This window comes from Bradyrhizobium sp. CCBAU 45384, from assembly GCF_028128665.1.
Taxonomy (GTDB): Bacteria; Pseudomonadota; Alphaproteobacteria; order Rhizobiales; family Xanthobacteraceae; genus Bradyrhizobium; species Bradyrhizobium manausense.
The window spans coordinates 109,888-124,418 of the sequence record NZ_LBIZ01000008.1 but is presented as its reverse complement, the minus strand read 5'-3'; the positions used below and the strand labels follow the sequence as shown (position 1 = coordinate 124,418).

At 64.7% G+C, this 14,531-nt stretch carries 14 protein-coding genes and 2 pseudogenes; 9 read left to right on the top strand and 7 right to left on the bottom strand.

Translation table 11 applies throughout. The features are described from left to right. Positions 1-67: 67 nt before the first annotated feature. Positions 68-841: an HpcH/HpaI aldolase family protein gene (locus XH80_RS01730; protein WP_271597073.1), complete on the bottom strand. Its 774-nt coding sequence runs from the start codon at positions 839-841 to the stop codon at positions 68-70. A gap of 62 nt (positions 842-903) precedes the next feature. Continuing rightward, positions 904-1,701, bottom strand: coding sequence for a glutamate racemase (murI, locus tag XH80_RS01725; protein WP_271597072.1), 798 nt, complete (start codon positions 1,699-1,701; stop codon positions 904-906). A 167-nt stretch (positions 1,702-1,868) separates the two neighbouring features. Here murI and XH80_RS01720 point away from each other — a divergent pair. After that, positions 1,869-2,147 (top strand): annotated as a pseudogene (locus tag XH80_RS01720) (cytochrome b); the annotation flags it as partial. Positions 2,148-2,232: 85 nt separating this feature from the next. Further along, complete coding sequence (locus tag XH80_RS01715; protein ID WP_271597071.1) at positions 2,233-2,874, top strand: glutathione S-transferase family protein; 642 nt, start codon at positions 2,233-2,235, stop codon at positions 2,872-2,874. Between the two features lie 8 nt (positions 2,875-2,882). On the opposite strand, the gene XH80_RS01710 is transcribed toward XH80_RS01715, so the two are convergent. Then, positions 2,883-3,689 carry a Crp/Fnr family transcriptional regulator gene (locus XH80_RS01710; protein ID WP_057748943.1) on the bottom strand — a complete coding sequence of 269 codons (807 nt, stop codon included), beginning with the start codon at positions 3,687-3,689 and terminating at the stop codon, positions 2,883-2,885. A 253-nt stretch (positions 3,690-3,942) separates the two neighbouring features. After that, positions 3,943-5,022 carry a SecDF P1 head subdomain-containing protein gene (locus XH80_RS01705; protein ID WP_271597070.1) on the bottom strand — a complete coding sequence of 360 codons (1,080 nt, stop codon included), beginning with the start codon at positions 5,020-5,022 and terminating at the stop codon, positions 3,943-3,945. A 248-nt stretch (positions 5,023-5,270) separates the two neighbouring features. On the opposite strand from XH80_RS01705, the gene XH80_RS01700 reads away from it, so the two are divergent. Continuing rightward, positions 5,271-7,178, top strand: a complete 1,908-nt coding sequence (locus tag XH80_RS01700; RefSeq protein WP_271597069.1) for an acyl-CoA synthetase — start codon at positions 5,271-5,273, stop codon at positions 7,176-7,178. A gap of 22 nt (positions 7,179-7,200) precedes the next feature. Here the strand turns inward: XH80_RS01700 and XH80_RS01695 are convergent, their stop codons facing one another. Continuing rightward, positions 7,201-8,370: a M20 aminoacylase family protein gene (locus tag XH80_RS01695; RefSeq protein ID WP_271597068.1), complete on the bottom strand. Its 1,170-nt coding sequence runs from the start codon at positions 8,368-8,370 to the stop codon at positions 7,201-7,203. A gap of 473 nt (positions 8,371-8,843) precedes the next feature. On the opposite strand from XH80_RS01695, the gene XH80_RS01690 reads away from it, so the two are divergent. Further along, positions 8,844-9,431 (top strand): TetR family transcriptional regulator, encoded by a 588-nt coding sequence (locus tag XH80_RS01690; protein WP_271597067.1) that lies wholly within the window; start codon positions 8,844-8,846, stop codon positions 9,429-9,431. A gap of 34 nt (positions 9,432-9,465) precedes the next feature. On the opposite strand, the gene XH80_RS01685 is transcribed toward XH80_RS01690, so the two are convergent. Continuing rightward, entirely contained in the window at positions 9,466-9,762 is a 297-nt protein-coding gene (locus XH80_RS01685) for a hypothetical protein (protein ID WP_271597066.1), read from the bottom strand. A gap of 108 nt (positions 9,763-9,870) precedes the next feature. After that, positions 9,871-9,978 (bottom strand): annotated as a pseudogene (locus XH80_RS01680) (DNA-binding response regulator); the annotation flags it as partial. Between the two features lie 211 nt (positions 9,979-10,189). Here XH80_RS01680 and XH80_RS01675 point away from each other — a divergent pair. The 5 genes from XH80_RS01675 (at position 10,190) to XH80_RS01655 (ending at position 14,525) form a co-directional block, all read left to right on the top strand. Further along, complete coding sequence (locus XH80_RS01675; protein WP_271597065.1) at positions 10,190-10,960, top strand: MotA/TolQ/ExbB proton channel family protein; 771 nt, start codon at positions 10,190-10,192, stop codon at positions 10,958-10,960. Beyond that, a complete protein-coding gene (locus XH80_RS01670) occupies positions 10,957-11,628 on the top strand; it encodes a hypothetical protein (protein ID WP_271597064.1) in 672 nt (223 codons plus the stop codon). The genes XH80_RS01675 and XH80_RS01670 overlap by 4 nt, the downstream gene beginning before the upstream one ends. Next, complete coding sequence (locus XH80_RS01665) at positions 11,621-12,226, top strand: hypothetical protein (RefSeq protein ID WP_271597063.1); 606 nt, start codon at positions 11,621-11,623, stop codon at positions 12,224-12,226. The genes XH80_RS01670 and XH80_RS01665 overlap by 8 nt, the downstream gene beginning before the upstream one ends. Positions 12,227-12,344: 118 nt before the next feature. Beyond that, positions 12,345-13,085, top strand: a complete 741-nt coding sequence (locus XH80_RS01660; protein WP_057748922.1) for a metallophosphoesterase family protein — start codon at positions 12,345-12,347, stop codon at positions 13,083-13,085. 6 nt (positions 13,086-13,091) lie between these two features. After that, complete coding sequence (locus XH80_RS01655; RefSeq protein ID WP_271597062.1) at positions 13,092-14,525, top strand: serine/threonine protein kinase; 1,434 nt, start codon at positions 13,092-13,094, stop codon at positions 14,523-14,525. Positions 14,526-14,531: the final 6 nt, after the last annotated feature.

Genomic DNA, 14,531 nt, shown 5'->3' with positions numbered 1-14,531 from the left:
CGAGCATTTCTTGAGCATTGTTCCGTCTGGCACGGCCCACCCCGGGCTCCGGCAAGCGGCAGGCGGTTCAGCGCCTGATCCCGTCGAACGCCGCGATGATGCCGCGCTGGAACAGCGACCAGTCGAAGCCGAGTGCGATGGCGCGGTAGCCGCGGTCAATGAGCTGGTTGGCCTGGTCGGCGGTGCGCGCCACGCCGCCGATCGGCACGCCGCTTTTGAGGATGCCGGCCTCGGCCCGCGCGATCAGCGCCAGCAATTCCGGATCGTCCATCTGACCACGCTTGTTGATGGACGTGGCAAGATCGCCGGGGCCGATCACCGCGACATCGATGCCTGGTGTCGCCATGATCTCGTCGATGCGGTTGACGGCATCGACATGTTCGATGGTGATCATGCAGATCATCTCGTCATCGGCTGAGGCCATGTAGTCAGGCATTGACTGGCCCCAGCGGAACGGCGCGTGGAACGGCCCCCAGAGCCGGTCGCCGCGCGGCGGATAGCGCACGCTGCGCACCGCTTTCTCGGCCTCGTCGCGATTGGTGATCATCGGGAAATTGATACCGAAGGCGCCGATATCCATCGGTGCTTTGGCAAGCCACGGCTCGTTCGCGGCGATCCGCACCAGCGGCGTGCACGGCGTTCCCGTCGTCGCGGCGATCATGGCATGCGCTTCGGTGAGGCCGATCGGGCCGTGCTCGAGATCCACGATGATCCAGTCGAGCGAGCGCGCCATGATCTGCACCATCTGCACGCTCGGGATCGTTGCGATCGCGCCGAAGGCGGGGCGGCCTTCGCTCCACATCTGGCGAAGGCGATTGAGCGGCTTTGCGGGGACCGACATGTGAAGACCTGCGCGTGGGTAACGATGCGCGAAGCCTAGCAGCACGCCGCCGGCGCGCAAAGTCAGGCGACCGCGCGCCCGCCGAAGAACGGTGTCAGCGTGGCGGAAAGGCCATGCGCGCGGTTCGAGGTGAAAATCATCTCAGCGCCCGTCTGCGCGATGCCGCAGCCGTACGGGCCGAGAAGGTCGGAAACGCGGCGGGCGATCGCAGGCGCCGGATCAATCCATTGGACCGGCCAGGGCGCCAGCCGCTCCATCCGGTCGAGCAGCAGCGGATAATGAGTGCAGGCCAGCACGATCGTGTCGGTGCGCGCAGTCGCATCCTCGGAGTTTCCGACGAAGCAAGGTTTCAGCTCAGCGAAAATGTCGCTGTCGTCGACTGTGGTGCCGCTGAGCGCAGCCTCGGCGAGCGTGGCGAGTTCGGGCGAACCGACCAGCGTCACCTCGCAGCCTTGGCTGTGATCCCGGATCAGCGCTTGGGTGTACTCGCGTTTGACGGTCGCTTTCGTACCGAGCACGGAGACGCGGCGGGTCTTCGACTGCGCGCAGGCCGGCTTGATCGCCGGCACTGTGCCGACGAACGGCACGCGATAAGCGGCGCGCAAATGGCTCATGACTGAAACGGACATGGTGTTGCATGCGATCACCACCAGGTCGGGCTTGTGCGTGTCAATCAGCTCCCCCATCAGCGGCACGACGCGGGCGATGATCTCGTCCTCGCTGTGATGGCCATAGGGGAAGAAGGCGTCGTCGGCGACGTAGGTATAATGCGCATCCGGGCGCGCCGCCACGACCTCACGCAACACGGTGAGGCCGCCAAGACCGGAATCGAATACCAGGATCGTCGGGGAATTGGTCACGTCGCTACCTTAAGACCCCATGGTTACCATTCGGTTTTTGGGGCGGTTTTGCGGCGGGGGCGGCCGGCGCCCAGTTTGGAACGATTCAATTTCACCTCTGCCGCCCGTACCCGCTATCAGCCGTGCTGCGCTGCGATTGGGATACCCGTAAGTTTTCGGGAGCCGACATGATCAGAAACACTGGGAATGGCTGGGGGAGCGTCGCCCGGTGGTTTCACTGGGGCCTGGCGCTGGCGATCATCGGCATGATCGGCTTCGGCTGGTGGATGAATCACATCCCGGCGCGCGCCGACAAGTTCTTCTACCGCTCGATCCACGCCGATATCGGCTACGTGATCCTGCTGCTCACAGTGTTGCGATTGGCCTGGCGCATCACCAACGCGACCCCGGCGCTGCCGGCCGAGTCCTTGCGCTGGCAGAAGATCGCAGCCCGCGTCAGCCACGGCGGCGGCAGTCTGGATTGCTTCGCTGCGCTCGCAATGACAGGGTAGGATGTGGCGCCAGTTTTGCTTCATCTCCTCAGGAGACGTTATGCTCACCGTCCACCACCTCGGCAAATCGCAATCCGAACGCATCGTCTGGCTCTGCGAGGAGCTCGCGATCCCATATGAGCTGAAGTGCTATGCGCGCGATTCCGTCACCATGCTGGCGCCGCCCGACTACAAGGCGCTGCATCCGATTGGCGCTGCGCCCGTGATCACCGACGGCGATCTGGTGCTGGCCGAATCCGGCGCCGTCGTCGACTACATCATCGCCAAATATGGCAACGGCCGCCTCGTGCTCCGCGCCGATGATCCCGACTTCGCGCAGTTCCTGTACTGGTTTCACTTTGCCAACGGCACCTTGCAGGCCGGCATGGGCCGGCTGATGCTGCTGAACCGGCTCAAGCTCACTGACGACAATCCGATGCTGGTCGCGATCAGGGCGCGTGTCGACCGTGCCTTCGACCTTGTCGACGCGCGCGTGCGCGAAGCCGAATATCTGGCAGGCAGCAACTTCACCACGGCCGATATCATGACGGTCTTCACGCTCACCACGATGCGTTATTTCCAGCCCTATGATCTCCAGCGTTGTCCGAACGTGGTCAAATATCTCGGCCGCGTCAGTGCGCGTCCGGCCTATCGTCGGGCGATGGAGAAGGGCGATCCCGGCATGGCGCTGCTGCTCAGCTGAGCGGACGATCAGGCGATCTTGTTCGTGGTCGCCGTCCGCGCTGCGGCCAGCTGCTTCTGCAGGCGATCGATGTTCTGCAGCAGGCGCTGGCTGGTCAGCACCAGGAAATAATAACCGAACTGCGGATCCTGGAAGTAGATCTCGAGCAGGCGGTCATAGGTGATCGTGAGCACCTGGCCGTCTTCGATGCATTCGATCGTTCCGGTGCGGCGGTTGTCGGGCGTGAGGAAGCCGAGCTCTCCCATCAGCGCGCCGGGCCCGATCTCGACGCCGATCTCCTTGACCAGGAACTTGCCGGTCACGGTGAGGAGCATCTCCTGGGCCGGATCGCCGAGCTTGAACAGGGTGTCGCCGCGGCGATATTTGCGCTCGGTCATGAATGGCTTGAGCCACTCGATCGACATGTCGCCTTCGGCGGCGTGCCGCGCTTTCTTGACCAGCTTGAGCATCTGACGAAGCCGGAGGGCGTTGATCGGAAGCATCAGGAGATAGAGCAGGAACGTCGAGACATTGGCGGAGAGCGCGCCGAAAATGGCGAAGAAGGCGCAGCCGATCATGTTGGCGACGCGCAAGGGCACCATCGTCCGCATCAGGAGGGTGGCGACGAAGAAGCCGGCGCCGATCGTCGCAAATAGATTGGCCAGCGTGATGTTGTGGACGAAGATCTCGAGCAGCCGGTTGAAGATCGCGTCCCAGGTGACGTTGTTGGGGTCAAGGCCCATCTGGACCAGGATCTTCGCGATCCTGAGATTGTCCGTGGCCGCATCGAGAATGCGGTCAAGGATCGAGGAGACGTCTGCGCTGCCGGACGGCATGGTACTATCCCTGCGTAAGGCCTTCAGTCCTGGGCGGTAGGCTCGACACCTATAGCCGAAATGGAACGACGACCGCTTGAATGAAACCTTCGGTCGCCGTTCCGCAACAGGCAAATTTTAGCCCGAACCGTCGTTTCGGCAATTGCCCGTTCGTTGCGCGCATGGTCCGGCCGCCCCCGTGATTCGGGGACGGCCCCGGTGGACTTCAGCGTCCGGAAGTGGCGCTGGGCGCCAAAAAGGACAGAAGGTGGGCCTACGGCTTGACGCCAGGCTGGACGACCTGCTGCTCGACGAGGGTCAGGTGCCCGGGCAGCGAGCCGGCACGCAGCTGCATGGCGACGCTGTTGGCCTCCTCCAGGGTGAAATTGCCCGAGATCTGAACCGAGCCGCCGGTGATGGGCTCGCGGATCACGGGGGCGGAGATCACCGTGTCGTCAAGCGCGATGGCGATGGGCTTGCCGATATTCTCTTCCGTGAGATGGGCAAAACGCCGCGTGCCGCGTCCGTTGAAGCGGAAGGAGACAACCGGATCCTTCGTCCCGGGGGCGAAGCTTGGCGCGGCATCGCTGATGTCCTCGCCGTCGAGCGTGCTTTCCTTGGCGACCAAATAGGGCCGCTTGTCCTTGAACCCGAGCAAGACCTCCGTGCCCTCGGGCGGCTTGCCGGATTGCGCCTGCTCCGGAGGCATCGATACATCGACCTGGCGGAGGCTGACCTTGACCCTCCGGGCGAAGATCGCGGTGATGGGCTCGGGATCGGTGACGCCGGGCAGGAAGATGCGAATGCGGTCAGTCCCGTCAGGGACGGCGCTGACAAGCTTGATGCCGGCGTCCTTGAGACGCTGCTCGATCATGGCGATGGAATCTTCGACGAGCTCATGCAGCCGTGCCGCGGATGCGGCATCGGTCGGCGCGAGCCGGACCGCTCCGTCGCCACCGTCGGTCACGGAAATGGCATGCGACGGCAGTCCGTCCGCGGCAGCGGCGAGCTTGCGCGCAAGCTGGTCGCGTGCCATGGCGTCGGCGATCTTCACATCGACGCCACCGTCACGGATCGCGAGATTGGAGAAGGCGATATGGCCGTCGTGCAAGGCCTTGTAGACGTCGTCGCGCAGATCGGTGACAACGCTCTCGCGCAGGGCGTCGCCGTCCACCTTGTAGATGATCCGAGACCCGCCCAGCTTTTCCATCTTGTCGACGACGAAGGCCGCGAGCTTGGCGCGCATCTTGTCGAGCTGGCTATCGGCGAGCGCTGCGCGCGGCAGGACGATCATCGACGCCAAGGCGAAGGCGAGGATCAGCCGTGTGGCGCGGTCCCGCAGGGGCGTGGTCATCATCACCTCAAGTCCATCGGCGGGACGCTGGCAGAAGAGTCCAGTGCCTGATCTTGGTACCTGGATCGGCCAGGAAGGTTCAAAAGCCGCTCGGGCGAGGTCTATCGCCGTAGCCGGTCGGCAATGGACGAACGCCAAATCATCCATCATTGTAGTCCCGCCCGGCCGGCCAATCGGCCGGGAGGACCCGCCGCACCAAATGTCAAAAGACAGGCGGCGAGGGACGACCTGAGGGAGGACGGAATTCCATGGCGGGCATCCACACGCTCGATCGGCTTATTGGCGACAACTATCCGGAGTTCTTGACGGACGAGGAGGTCCGGGCCTTCGAGCAGGTCCCTTATGCCGACCGGGTCGCGGCCGAGAGCACCTATGACGCCATCAGGCTTGGGGCCGCACGCAACCCCGACGGCGCGGTGATCCAGTTTCTGCAAAATGCCGATCCTGCCGACACGGCTGTCGTGGTCACCTACCGCGATTTCATCGCGCGGGTCACGCAGGCGGCCAACATGTTTCACGCGCTCGGTGCGGAGAAGGGCGATGTGATCTCGTTCATGTTGCCGCTGCTGCCCGATGCCTTCGTGACGCTGTTCGGGGCCGAAGCCGCGGGCATCGCCAATCCCGTCAACCCGCTGCTCGAGCCGCATCAGATCGCGGAAATCCTGGAAGCGGCGAACACGAAGATCCTGGTGGCGCTTGGGCCGATGCCGGGCACCGACATCTGGCAGAAGGTCGAGCAGATCCGCCCGCAGCTCAAGCACCTCAAGGCGATCGTGCAGGTGGCTGGCGGCGGCGATCCGGACAAGGGCATCTTTGCGTTCAACGATCTGGTCAAGCAGCAGCCGGCGGACCGGCTTGTCAGCGGGCGCAAGATTCTCGGCAGCGACATCGCCGCCTATTTCCACACCGGCGGCACGACAGGCACGCCAAAGCTGGTGCGGCACACCCATGCCAACCAGGTCTATCAGGCCTGGGCGCTGAACCTGCTGCTGAAAGCGAAGCCCGGCGCCAACCTGCTGTTTGGCATGCCGCTGTTTCATGTCGGCGGATCACTGACGCAGGTCCTCGGAACACTGTCAGCCGGCGGCTCGCTGGTCGTGCTGTCGCCGAGCGGCTGGCGTAATCCCAACGCCGTGAAGAATATCTGGGGCCTGGTCGAGCGCTTCAGGCCTGAGGCCCTGTCCAGCGTGCCGACGGTGCTCGCCGCAACACTCGCGGTGCCGCCGGGAAATGCCGACATCTCCAGTTTGAAATATGCCGCCGGCGGCGGCTCGGCGATCCCGGTCGCGGTGGGATCTGCGATCCAGGAAAAACTCAAGCTGCCGGTCGTCGAAGTCTACGGCATGACAGAGACCTCGAGCGTGCATACGCTGGCCTATCCGTCACGGCCGATCCGGCTCGGCTCGGTCGGCCTTCCCATGCCGTATTCCCGCGTGCGTATTGTGCAGCTGGATGCCGACGGCAATTTGATCCGCGACTGCAAGGTGGACGAGATCGGCGTCGTCATCATGGCCGGTCCCGGCGTGTTCGGCGGCTATCTCAATGAGGCCCACAACAAGGGCGCCTTTGTCGACAAGGTCTGGGTCAATTCCGGCGACCTCGGCCGGTTGGACGCCGCCGGCTATCTCTGGATCACCGGGCGCGCCAAGGACCTCGTCATCCGCGGGGGTCACAATATCGATCCGGCTCCGATCGAGGAGATCATGTTCCGCCATCCCGCCGTCGGCTTTGCCGCGGTGGTCGGTCAGCCCGATGCCTATGCCGGCGAGCTGCCGGTCGGTTACGTGCAGCTGAAGCCCGGCGCGTCCGTCGAGCCGGGCGAGCTCGAAGCGTGGGTGCGCGAGCGCACGCCGGAGCGCGCCGCCGTTCCGGTCCAGGTCATTCCGATCGACCCGATGCCGGTGACCGGCGTCGGCAAGGTCTTCAAGCCACAATTGCGCTGGGACGCGGCGCAGCGCGTGTTCACCAACGTGCTGCGGCCACTCGTCGAGCGCGGTATCGACTGCAAGGTGAAAGTCGGCGCCCATGGCAGCCACGGCTCGATCGCGACGGTGACACTGACGGGCTTGCCGGCCGACCAGCGCGACATCGTCGCCGGCGAGGTGCACACGCTGCTCGCGCCGTTCGTGATGCGGCACGAGGTGGTACAGGCGTAGCCTCGCCCACGCGGCAGACGTTTTACGCCGGCATCGCGGTTTCAATCAGGCGCACCCAGAATGAGGCGCCGTGGCCGAGGATGTTGTCGTTGAAGACGTAGGCCGGGTGGTGGCACGCAGGGCTCTCGCCCATGCCCACCAGCACCATGGCGCCGGGGCGCTCTTCCAGCATGAAGGAGAAGTCTTCTGCCCCCATCATCGGGATGATGCGGTCGTTGACGCGCTCGGCGCCGACGATGTCACGGGCGACGTCGGCGGCGACGCCGGCTTCACGCGCATGATTGAAGGTCACCGGATACATGCGCGTGTACTTCGTCTCCGCCGAGCCGCCATAGGCGCGGGCGACGCTGTCGGCGACTTCGCCGATCCGGCGCTCGATGAGATCGCGCACCTCAGGATCGAGCGAGCGCACGGTGCCGCAGAGCTCGGCGGTCTCCGGGATGATGTTGAAAGCGGTGCCGGCGTGGAATTGCGTGATCGAGACCACCGCCGACTGCAGCGGATTGACGTTGCGCGCGACGATCGATTGCAGCGCGCCCACGATCTGCGAGCCGATCAGGACGCTGTCGATGGCCTGGTGCGGGGTGGCGCCGGCATGGCCGCCCTTGCCGCGCACGGTGATCTGGATGTTGTCGGAGGAGGCCAGCATCGGGCCCGGCGTGGTGGCGAAATGGCCTTCGGCGAGACCCGGCATGTTGTGCATGCCGTAGACCTGGTCGATGTTCCAGCGCGTCATCAGCCCGTCCTCGACCATGGCCTTGCCGCCGCCGCCGCCTTCCTCGGCGGGCTGGAAGATCATGACCGCGGTGCCGTCGAAATTGCGCGTCTCGGCGAGGTACTTTGCCGCGCCCAGCAGCATCGCGGTGTGGCCGTCGTGACCGCAGGCGTGCATCTTGCCCGGGATCTTCGAGGCGTAGGGCACCTCGGCGGTTTCCATGATCGGCAGCGCGTCCATGTCGGCGCGCAGGCCGATGGCCTTGCCTGAGGCAGACTTGCGACCACGGATCACGCCGACGACCCCGGTGCGGCCGATGCCCGTCACCACCTCGTCGCAGCCGAACTCGCGCAATTTGTCGGCGACGATGCCGGCCGTGCGGTGGACCTCGTAAAGCAACTCCGGGTTCTCGTGAAAGTCATGGCGCCAGGCGGCCATTTCGTCGGAGAGGGCGGCGATGCGGTTGACGATGGGCATGGGCGTCGGGTCCGTTTTTCTCGGTAGGGCGAATGGGCGCAGCGTAGCCCGCCACGAGGCCCGGGCGAAAGGCAGATCCCGTCTCAAAAATTAACTGTCAATCACGGATCATTGACTGACAGATATTGAAATCTGTCAGCGAGATATGTATATCCGTTCCCGGACGCTCCGATTGGGCGTCCCGCGGCCATCCCTCCCGGGAGCCTGAGGTCCGAAATGCCTGCGGATCGAGGCGCGTCATTTTGGGGTGGGAACCGCGGACGAATGGAGACTTACGACAATGACGACCGAAATCATCAACTTCACCGGCACGATTGGGCATTGGCTCAATTTGCTGGTTGCGCGCCAGATCGCGGCGCAAGCTGCAAAACTGCCTCATTAAGGCGAGAGCTTTCCGAAACGACCGGTCAAGGGCGCTTCGGTAAGCATCCTTCGCCGGGGAACTGGACCCTGAACGGGAACATGGTGCTGGCATGAACGAAGCTGTTGTCTTGACGCCGGAGCGGATCCTCGAAGTGACCGAGGATGTCTTGCGGCGCTACGGACTTGCCAAGGCCACCGTGGTCGACGTTGCCCGTGCGCTCGATGTGAGCCACGGCAGCGTCTATCGCCACTTCCCGAGCAAGGCTTCGCTGCGCGAGGCCGTCGCCAAACGCTGGCTCGACCGGATCGACGCGCCGCTGCTGGCGATCGCCAATGAGCAGGGGCCGGCGCCCGACAGGCTCGACCGCTGGCTGCGTACCCTGTTCGCGGCCAAGCGCTCGCGTGTGCTCGACGACCCCGAGATGTTCGAGACCTATCTGACGCTGGCGCGCGAGGCGTGCGCGGCCGTCAAGTGCCACAAGGACACCATGATCGACCAGATCGCGGCGATACTGGCCGACGGTGTCAAGCAGGGCGAGTTCGCCGTGGACGACGTCAAGACGACGGCGCGCGCGCTGTTCGACGCGACCTGCCGCTTCCATCATCCAGCCCATGCCGACGAGTGGAAGGATGCCGATCTGCCGGCGCGCGTGGACGCCACCCTCGCGCTGCTGCTGCGCGGGTTGAAGGCCTGCTAGACCGCGGTGGCCGTTCGATACACGCGCCGTCCCATCAACTTCTAACCTTGTTGAGAACGACGCCGTTGCGGACCGATGGCGTGGACGTACGTGCGCGGAAAGCGCCGTCGGACGATGGGACGACCGGTGGACTCTCCGGATAGGCGCTGATCGCGATTTCGACGTCGTCCTTCGATCGCTTTCGAAGGCGCTCGAATGCCAGTTCCTGATCGAGGGCAGGACAGCGGAAGTGGACCACGGCGGTATCGGGGAGGCGGCAGAGTTCGTCGATGAGATCGCCTACCGTGATGACGGGGGGATGGGCGACTGCCTTGTGGTGACCCTTACTCATGACTTCTACTCCTTCACCCTGCTAACTGGAACACAATAGCCTCCGTTCCTATCCGCTTGGCAGAATGAGAAATTTCATCTCATTCGAGGCTTTGCGGCAGGGCCGCTGCTAAATCCGCGTCAACTCGCAAGCCGCGGCAAGCCGCACCAGCTGCGCGTCCGTGCGCGCGCCGGTCTTGGTCCTGATCAGATAGTGGTAGTTCTGGACCGTCTGAAGCACGAGGCGCATGCGATCACCCCAAAGTTTGATAAGCTCAGCCTAACAACGCCGCCGCGTCTTGCCAATTGCAGGGATTGGGCCCGATTGCAGCTCGGGCAAATTTCCCAAGCCCGATTGGGCATCGCTCTTTGGACCTGCAGCGGCGGCTTTGATCTGATCGGGGTGGAAACATCGCAGGCCAATCCCTGCAAGGTGAGGAGCGTGCAGCATGAGTTCGATGACGATTGGACCGATCGCGCCCTCGACTGCCGACCCATCCGAGCGCAGCGCTCTGTTGTTCTGGATGATCTTCACGGGACTGTCGATCTTCGCCGTGGTGCTGCTGTGGCGTTTCGGCCTGATCCATCTGATGCTCACATCAGACCGGACCTACATTTCGAGCGTGATCGCGGCGCTCTATCTCGTCACCTGCGGTCACTGCTTCCTGCGCACGCGAGCGATTGCCCGTGAAGGTGCGGCGGCCCGGCGCTGCCGCGCGGTGCTGGCGGCGCCCGAGGGCAGCAAGGTGCTCGATGCGCGCGCCACCGCGCTGCCGCGCGGGCTGGTGCGCGATCACATCGAAAGCCTGGTGACGAAAGCGGCGGCGCAGGATTACCGTCCGGTCGACCAGACGCTGCTGCTGCGGACGCTCGCGGACCGCCTGCGCGGCTCCAACGGGTTCGGTGCGTTCGTCTCCGACACGCTGATGAAGCTCGGCCTGCTCGGCACCATCATCGGCTTCATCATCATGCTGGCGCCGATCGCGGGACTGGACGCCGCCGACAAGGTCGCGATGCGCTCCTCGATGGGACTGATGAGCGACGGCATGGCGGTCGCGATGTACACGACGCTCGCGGGCCTCGTCGGCTCCATCCTGGTCCGGATCCAGTACTACATGCTCGATGCCGCGACCCAGCGGGTGTTCTCGGATGCGGTGGTGCTGACCGAGACCTATGTGACGCCGGTTCTCGAGCGTAAAGGTGCTGGAACGCCGTCATGATGGATGATTTCGGCCTCTATCCGCGCGAGGAGCCGTTCGATCCCCTGGGCGTGATGCTGTTCAAGGCGCTTCAGGTGGTCGCCTTCCTGTTCTTCCTCGCGCTGCTTGCGGTCTCTCCCGATGCCAAGGACGGCAAGATCGACTCCAAGGCCGAGTTCATGATCACACTGGACTGGCCGGACAATCATCCCGACGATCTCGACCTGTTCGTGCAGGATCCCGCCGGCAACATCGCCTGGTATCGCCACCGGGAGGCCGGCTTCCTCACGCTCGACCGCGACGACCGGGGCGGGGCCAACGACTTCATCATGGTCAATGGTAAGAAGATCGCTTCCCCCATCCGTGAGGAGATCGTCACGCTGCGCGGCATCGTCCCCGGCGAATACACCGTCAACGTCTCGCATTTCGTCGCCACGACCGGCGAGCCCGTCACGGCCAATGTGAAGGTGCAGAAGCTCAATCCGACCGCGCAGGTGGTTTTCGACAACAAGTTCACGCTCGACCACACCGGTGACGAGAAGACCGCGGTGCGGTTCCGGCTCGATGCCGAGGGCAAGGTTATCGATGTGAGCCAGCGGCCGAAATCGCTGATGGAGACCTTCCGCAGCAGCTGGCGCAATGGCGCCGATATCGACCCGAACACGCGGGTAAGGGTGCGCCGTGAGTAATCAGCAGACGGTCATCCTCTCGCTGTCGGTCGCCTATGCCGTGATCGGCGCGCTGCTGCTGGTCGTGCTGGTCTATGCGCGGCTGCACTGGTCGCTGAAGGCGGTCGCCGTCGTCGTGACCAGTGCCTTCTACGTCGTCAGCTTCACGGACATGCGCGGGTTGCTCGGCTGGGCCAGCACGGACAGGCTCCCTGCGTCCTTCAAGCTGCTGGCGGCGCGGATCGTCGAGCCGCATTCGCTGGAGGGCGATCCCGGCTCGATCTATCTGTGGGTGGAGGAACTCGATGCGGATCATCGTCCGAGCGGCATTCCACGGGCCTTCCGCGTCCCCTATAACGACACCCTGGCCGACAAGACCCATGCGGCGGAGAACGAGATCGCGGCGGGCCATCCGCAAGGCGGGCGTGCGGCGGACTTTGGCGGCGGCGAGGGCAGCCTGGTCGACATGATCAGGGAGTATGTGACGCCCAAGGCCATCCTCGAGACCAGCGGCGGCGATTCCTCGACCGGGGAGTTCAATGCCCCGCCATCAGGCGCGCAAGGCGCCGTCTTCACGCCGTTGCCGCCACCTCGGATGCCGCCCAAGGACGAGCAATAGGCTCTTCACCATTGCGGCCGCGTGGCGCTGGTCAACCGCCTTGCGCTGGCGCATCTTGTTGACCTCCCTCAAATTGGCTTTATCGGCTTCCAATAAGACTATTGAGGGTGGAGGGTGCGTGCTTCTCGCTGTCTTCTCGGATATCCACGGCAACCGGCAGGCGTTCGAGGCGTGCCTGAAGGTGGCCCGCGCCAGGGCTGCGGAGCGGTTCATCCTGCTCGGCGATTTCGTCGGCTATGGCGCCGACCCGGAATGGGTCGTGGACACCGCCATGGATCTGGTCGCCCATGGTGCCGTCGCCGTGCGCGGCAATCATGACGAAGCCGTCAACACCACCACCGAGAACATGAACAACGAGGCGCAGATCGCGATCGAGTGGACGCGCGGGCGGCTCGATGCGGCACAGCGGCGGTTCCTGGCCGAACTGCCGATGCTGGTGGACGACAGCGATCGGCTGTTCGTGCATTCGGAAGCCTCGAGCCCCAAGCGCTGGCATTATGTCCGCTCGACGGCGGATGCCGCCAGGAGCCTGATCGCAACGCCGGCTCACGTCACGTTCTGCGGCCACATTCATCGGCCCGCGCTCTATTCGATGTCGGTGACGGCGAAGATGACGAGCTTCGTGCCCAAGACCGATGTGCCGGTGCAGCTCCTGCGCGGCCGGCAATGGCTCGCCGTGCTCGGCTCGGTCGGCCAGCCGCGCGATGGCGATCCGTCGGCATCTTTCGTGCTGTTCGACACGGTCTCGTGCCAGATCACCTATTGCCGTGTGCCCTATGACATCGCGAGCGCGGCAAGCAAGATCCGCGAGAACGGCCTGCCGCCCTGGCTCGCCGATCGGCTGTCGCAGGGGCGCTAGAGGCCGATGCCCAAATCCCTGGTCAAATCAGGCGCTGTCATCGACGGCTACACGATCGGCGAATGCGTCCATGCCGGCGGCATGGCGACGCTGTGGACCGTCACCCGTCCCGGCATCGAGGTGCCGCTGCTGATGAAGGTCCCGCGGGCGTCGGAAGGCGAGGACCCCGCGGCAATCGTTTCGTTCGAGATGGAGATGATGATCCTGCCGCGGCTGGCCGGCCCGCACGTGCCGCACTGCTATGGCACCGGCGATTTTGCCCGCCAGGCCTATGCCGTGATCGAGCGCATTCCGGGCACAACGCTCTACAAGCGGCTGCCCGATCTGCCGCTACCTTACGAGGAGGCGCGGTTGCTGGTTGCCAAGATCGCGGCTGCGCTCGCCGATCTGCATCGGCAGAGCGTGATCCATCACGACATCAAGCCAAGCAGCGTCATGTTCCGCGAGAGCGGCGAGGCAGTGCTGATCGATTACGGCCTGTCGCACCACGATCATCTGCCCGACCTGCTGCAGGCGGAGTTTCGTCTGCCTTATGGCACAGCGCCCTACATGGCGCCGGAACGGCTGCTGGGCGTGCGCGACGATCCGCGCAGCGACCTGTTTTCGCTCGGTGTGCTGCTGTACTTCTTCACGACCGGCGAACGTCCGTTCGGCGAGGGCGAGACACTGCGCGCGATGCGGCGGAGGCTGTGGCGCGATCCGCATCCGCCGCGAAGCTTGCGCGCCGACTATCCGCCCTGGCTCCAGGAAGTGGTGCTGCGGTGTCTCGAGATCGAGCCGGTCCGGCGCTACCCGACCGCGACCCAGCTCGCCTTCGATCTCGCGCATCCGAACCAGGTCAGGCTGACCGCGCGTTCGGAGCGGATCAAGCGCGATCCCTTGAGCGTGGCCTGGCGGCGCCGGTTCAACCAGGACGCCATGCAGCCGCGGGCGAAGGCGGATGTTGCCGAACAGATTGCCTCGAGCCCGATCCTCGCAGTCGCGCTTGACACGGTGGAAGGTGAGCCGGAGCTGAACGAGGCGCTGCGTGTGACCACGGAGCGCATTCTCGCGACGCTGCCGTCAGCGCGGCTTGCCTGCGTCAATGTGCTGAAGCTCAACCGCATCGCCATCGACAAGACGCTGGACGACCAGGGCTCCAACAAGCATATCGACCGCCTGGTCGCGCTCCGGCATTGGGCGACGCCGCTGAAGCTGGATGAAAGCCGGCTGTCGGTTCACGTGCTGGAGGCGGTCGATCCCGCCACGGCGCTGCTGGAATTCGCCGAGGTCAACCAGGTCGACCATGTCGTCATCGGCGCGCGGCAGAGCTCGTTCAGGCGCACGCTGCTTGGCAGCGTCTCGGCCAAGGTGGCGGCGGAGGCGACCTGCACCGTCACCGTGGTGCGGCCGCCGCGCATGGCTGTTGCCAAACCGGACGCCGGCGTGGTGTGGGGCTAGGAAAGA

What these genes read in the sequence shown, in the direction of transcription:
- XH80_RS01730 (WP_271597073.1), bottom strand. Translation starts at nt 841, where the DNA reads ATGTCGGTCCCCGCAAAGCCGCTCAATCGCCTTCGCCAGATGTGGAGC.
- XH80_RS01715 (WP_271597071.1), top strand. Translation starts at nt 2,233, where the DNA reads ATGCTCACCGTCCACCACCTCGGCAAATCGCAATCCGAACGCATCGTC.
- XH80_RS01710 (WP_057748943.1), bottom strand. Translation starts at nt 3,689, where the DNA reads ATGCCGTCCGGCAGCGCAGACGTCTCCTCGATCCTTGACCGCATTCTC.
- XH80_RS01705 (WP_271597070.1), bottom strand. Translation starts at nt 5,022, where the DNA reads ATGACCACGCCCCTGCGGGACCGCGCCACACGGCTGATCCTCGCCTTC.
- XH80_RS01700 (WP_271597069.1), top strand. Translation starts at nt 5,271, where the DNA reads ATGGCGGGCATCCACACGCTCGATCGGCTTATTGGCGACAACTATCCG.
- XH80_RS01695 (WP_271597068.1), bottom strand. Translation starts at nt 8,370, where the DNA reads ATGCCCATCGTCAACCGCATCGCCGCCCTCTCCGACGAAATGGCCGCC.
- XH80_RS01690 (WP_271597067.1), top strand. Translation starts at nt 8,844, where the DNA reads ATGAACGAAGCTGTTGTCTTGACGCCGGAGCGGATCCTCGAAGTGACC.
- XH80_RS01685 (WP_271597066.1), bottom strand. Translation starts at nt 9,762, where the DNA reads ATGAGTAAGGGTCACCACAAGGCAGTCGCCCATCCCCCCGTCATCACG.
- XH80_RS01675 (WP_271597065.1), top strand. Translation starts at nt 10,190, where the DNA reads ATGAGTTCGATGACGATTGGACCGATCGCGCCCTCGACTGCCGACCCA.
- XH80_RS01670 (WP_271597064.1), top strand. Translation starts at nt 10,957, where the DNA reads ATGATGGATGATTTCGGCCTCTATCCGCGCGAGGAGCCGTTCGATCCC.
- XH80_RS01655 (WP_271597062.1), top strand. Translation starts at nt 13,092, where the DNA reads ATGCCCAAATCCCTGGTCAAATCAGGCGCTGTCATCGACGGCTACACG.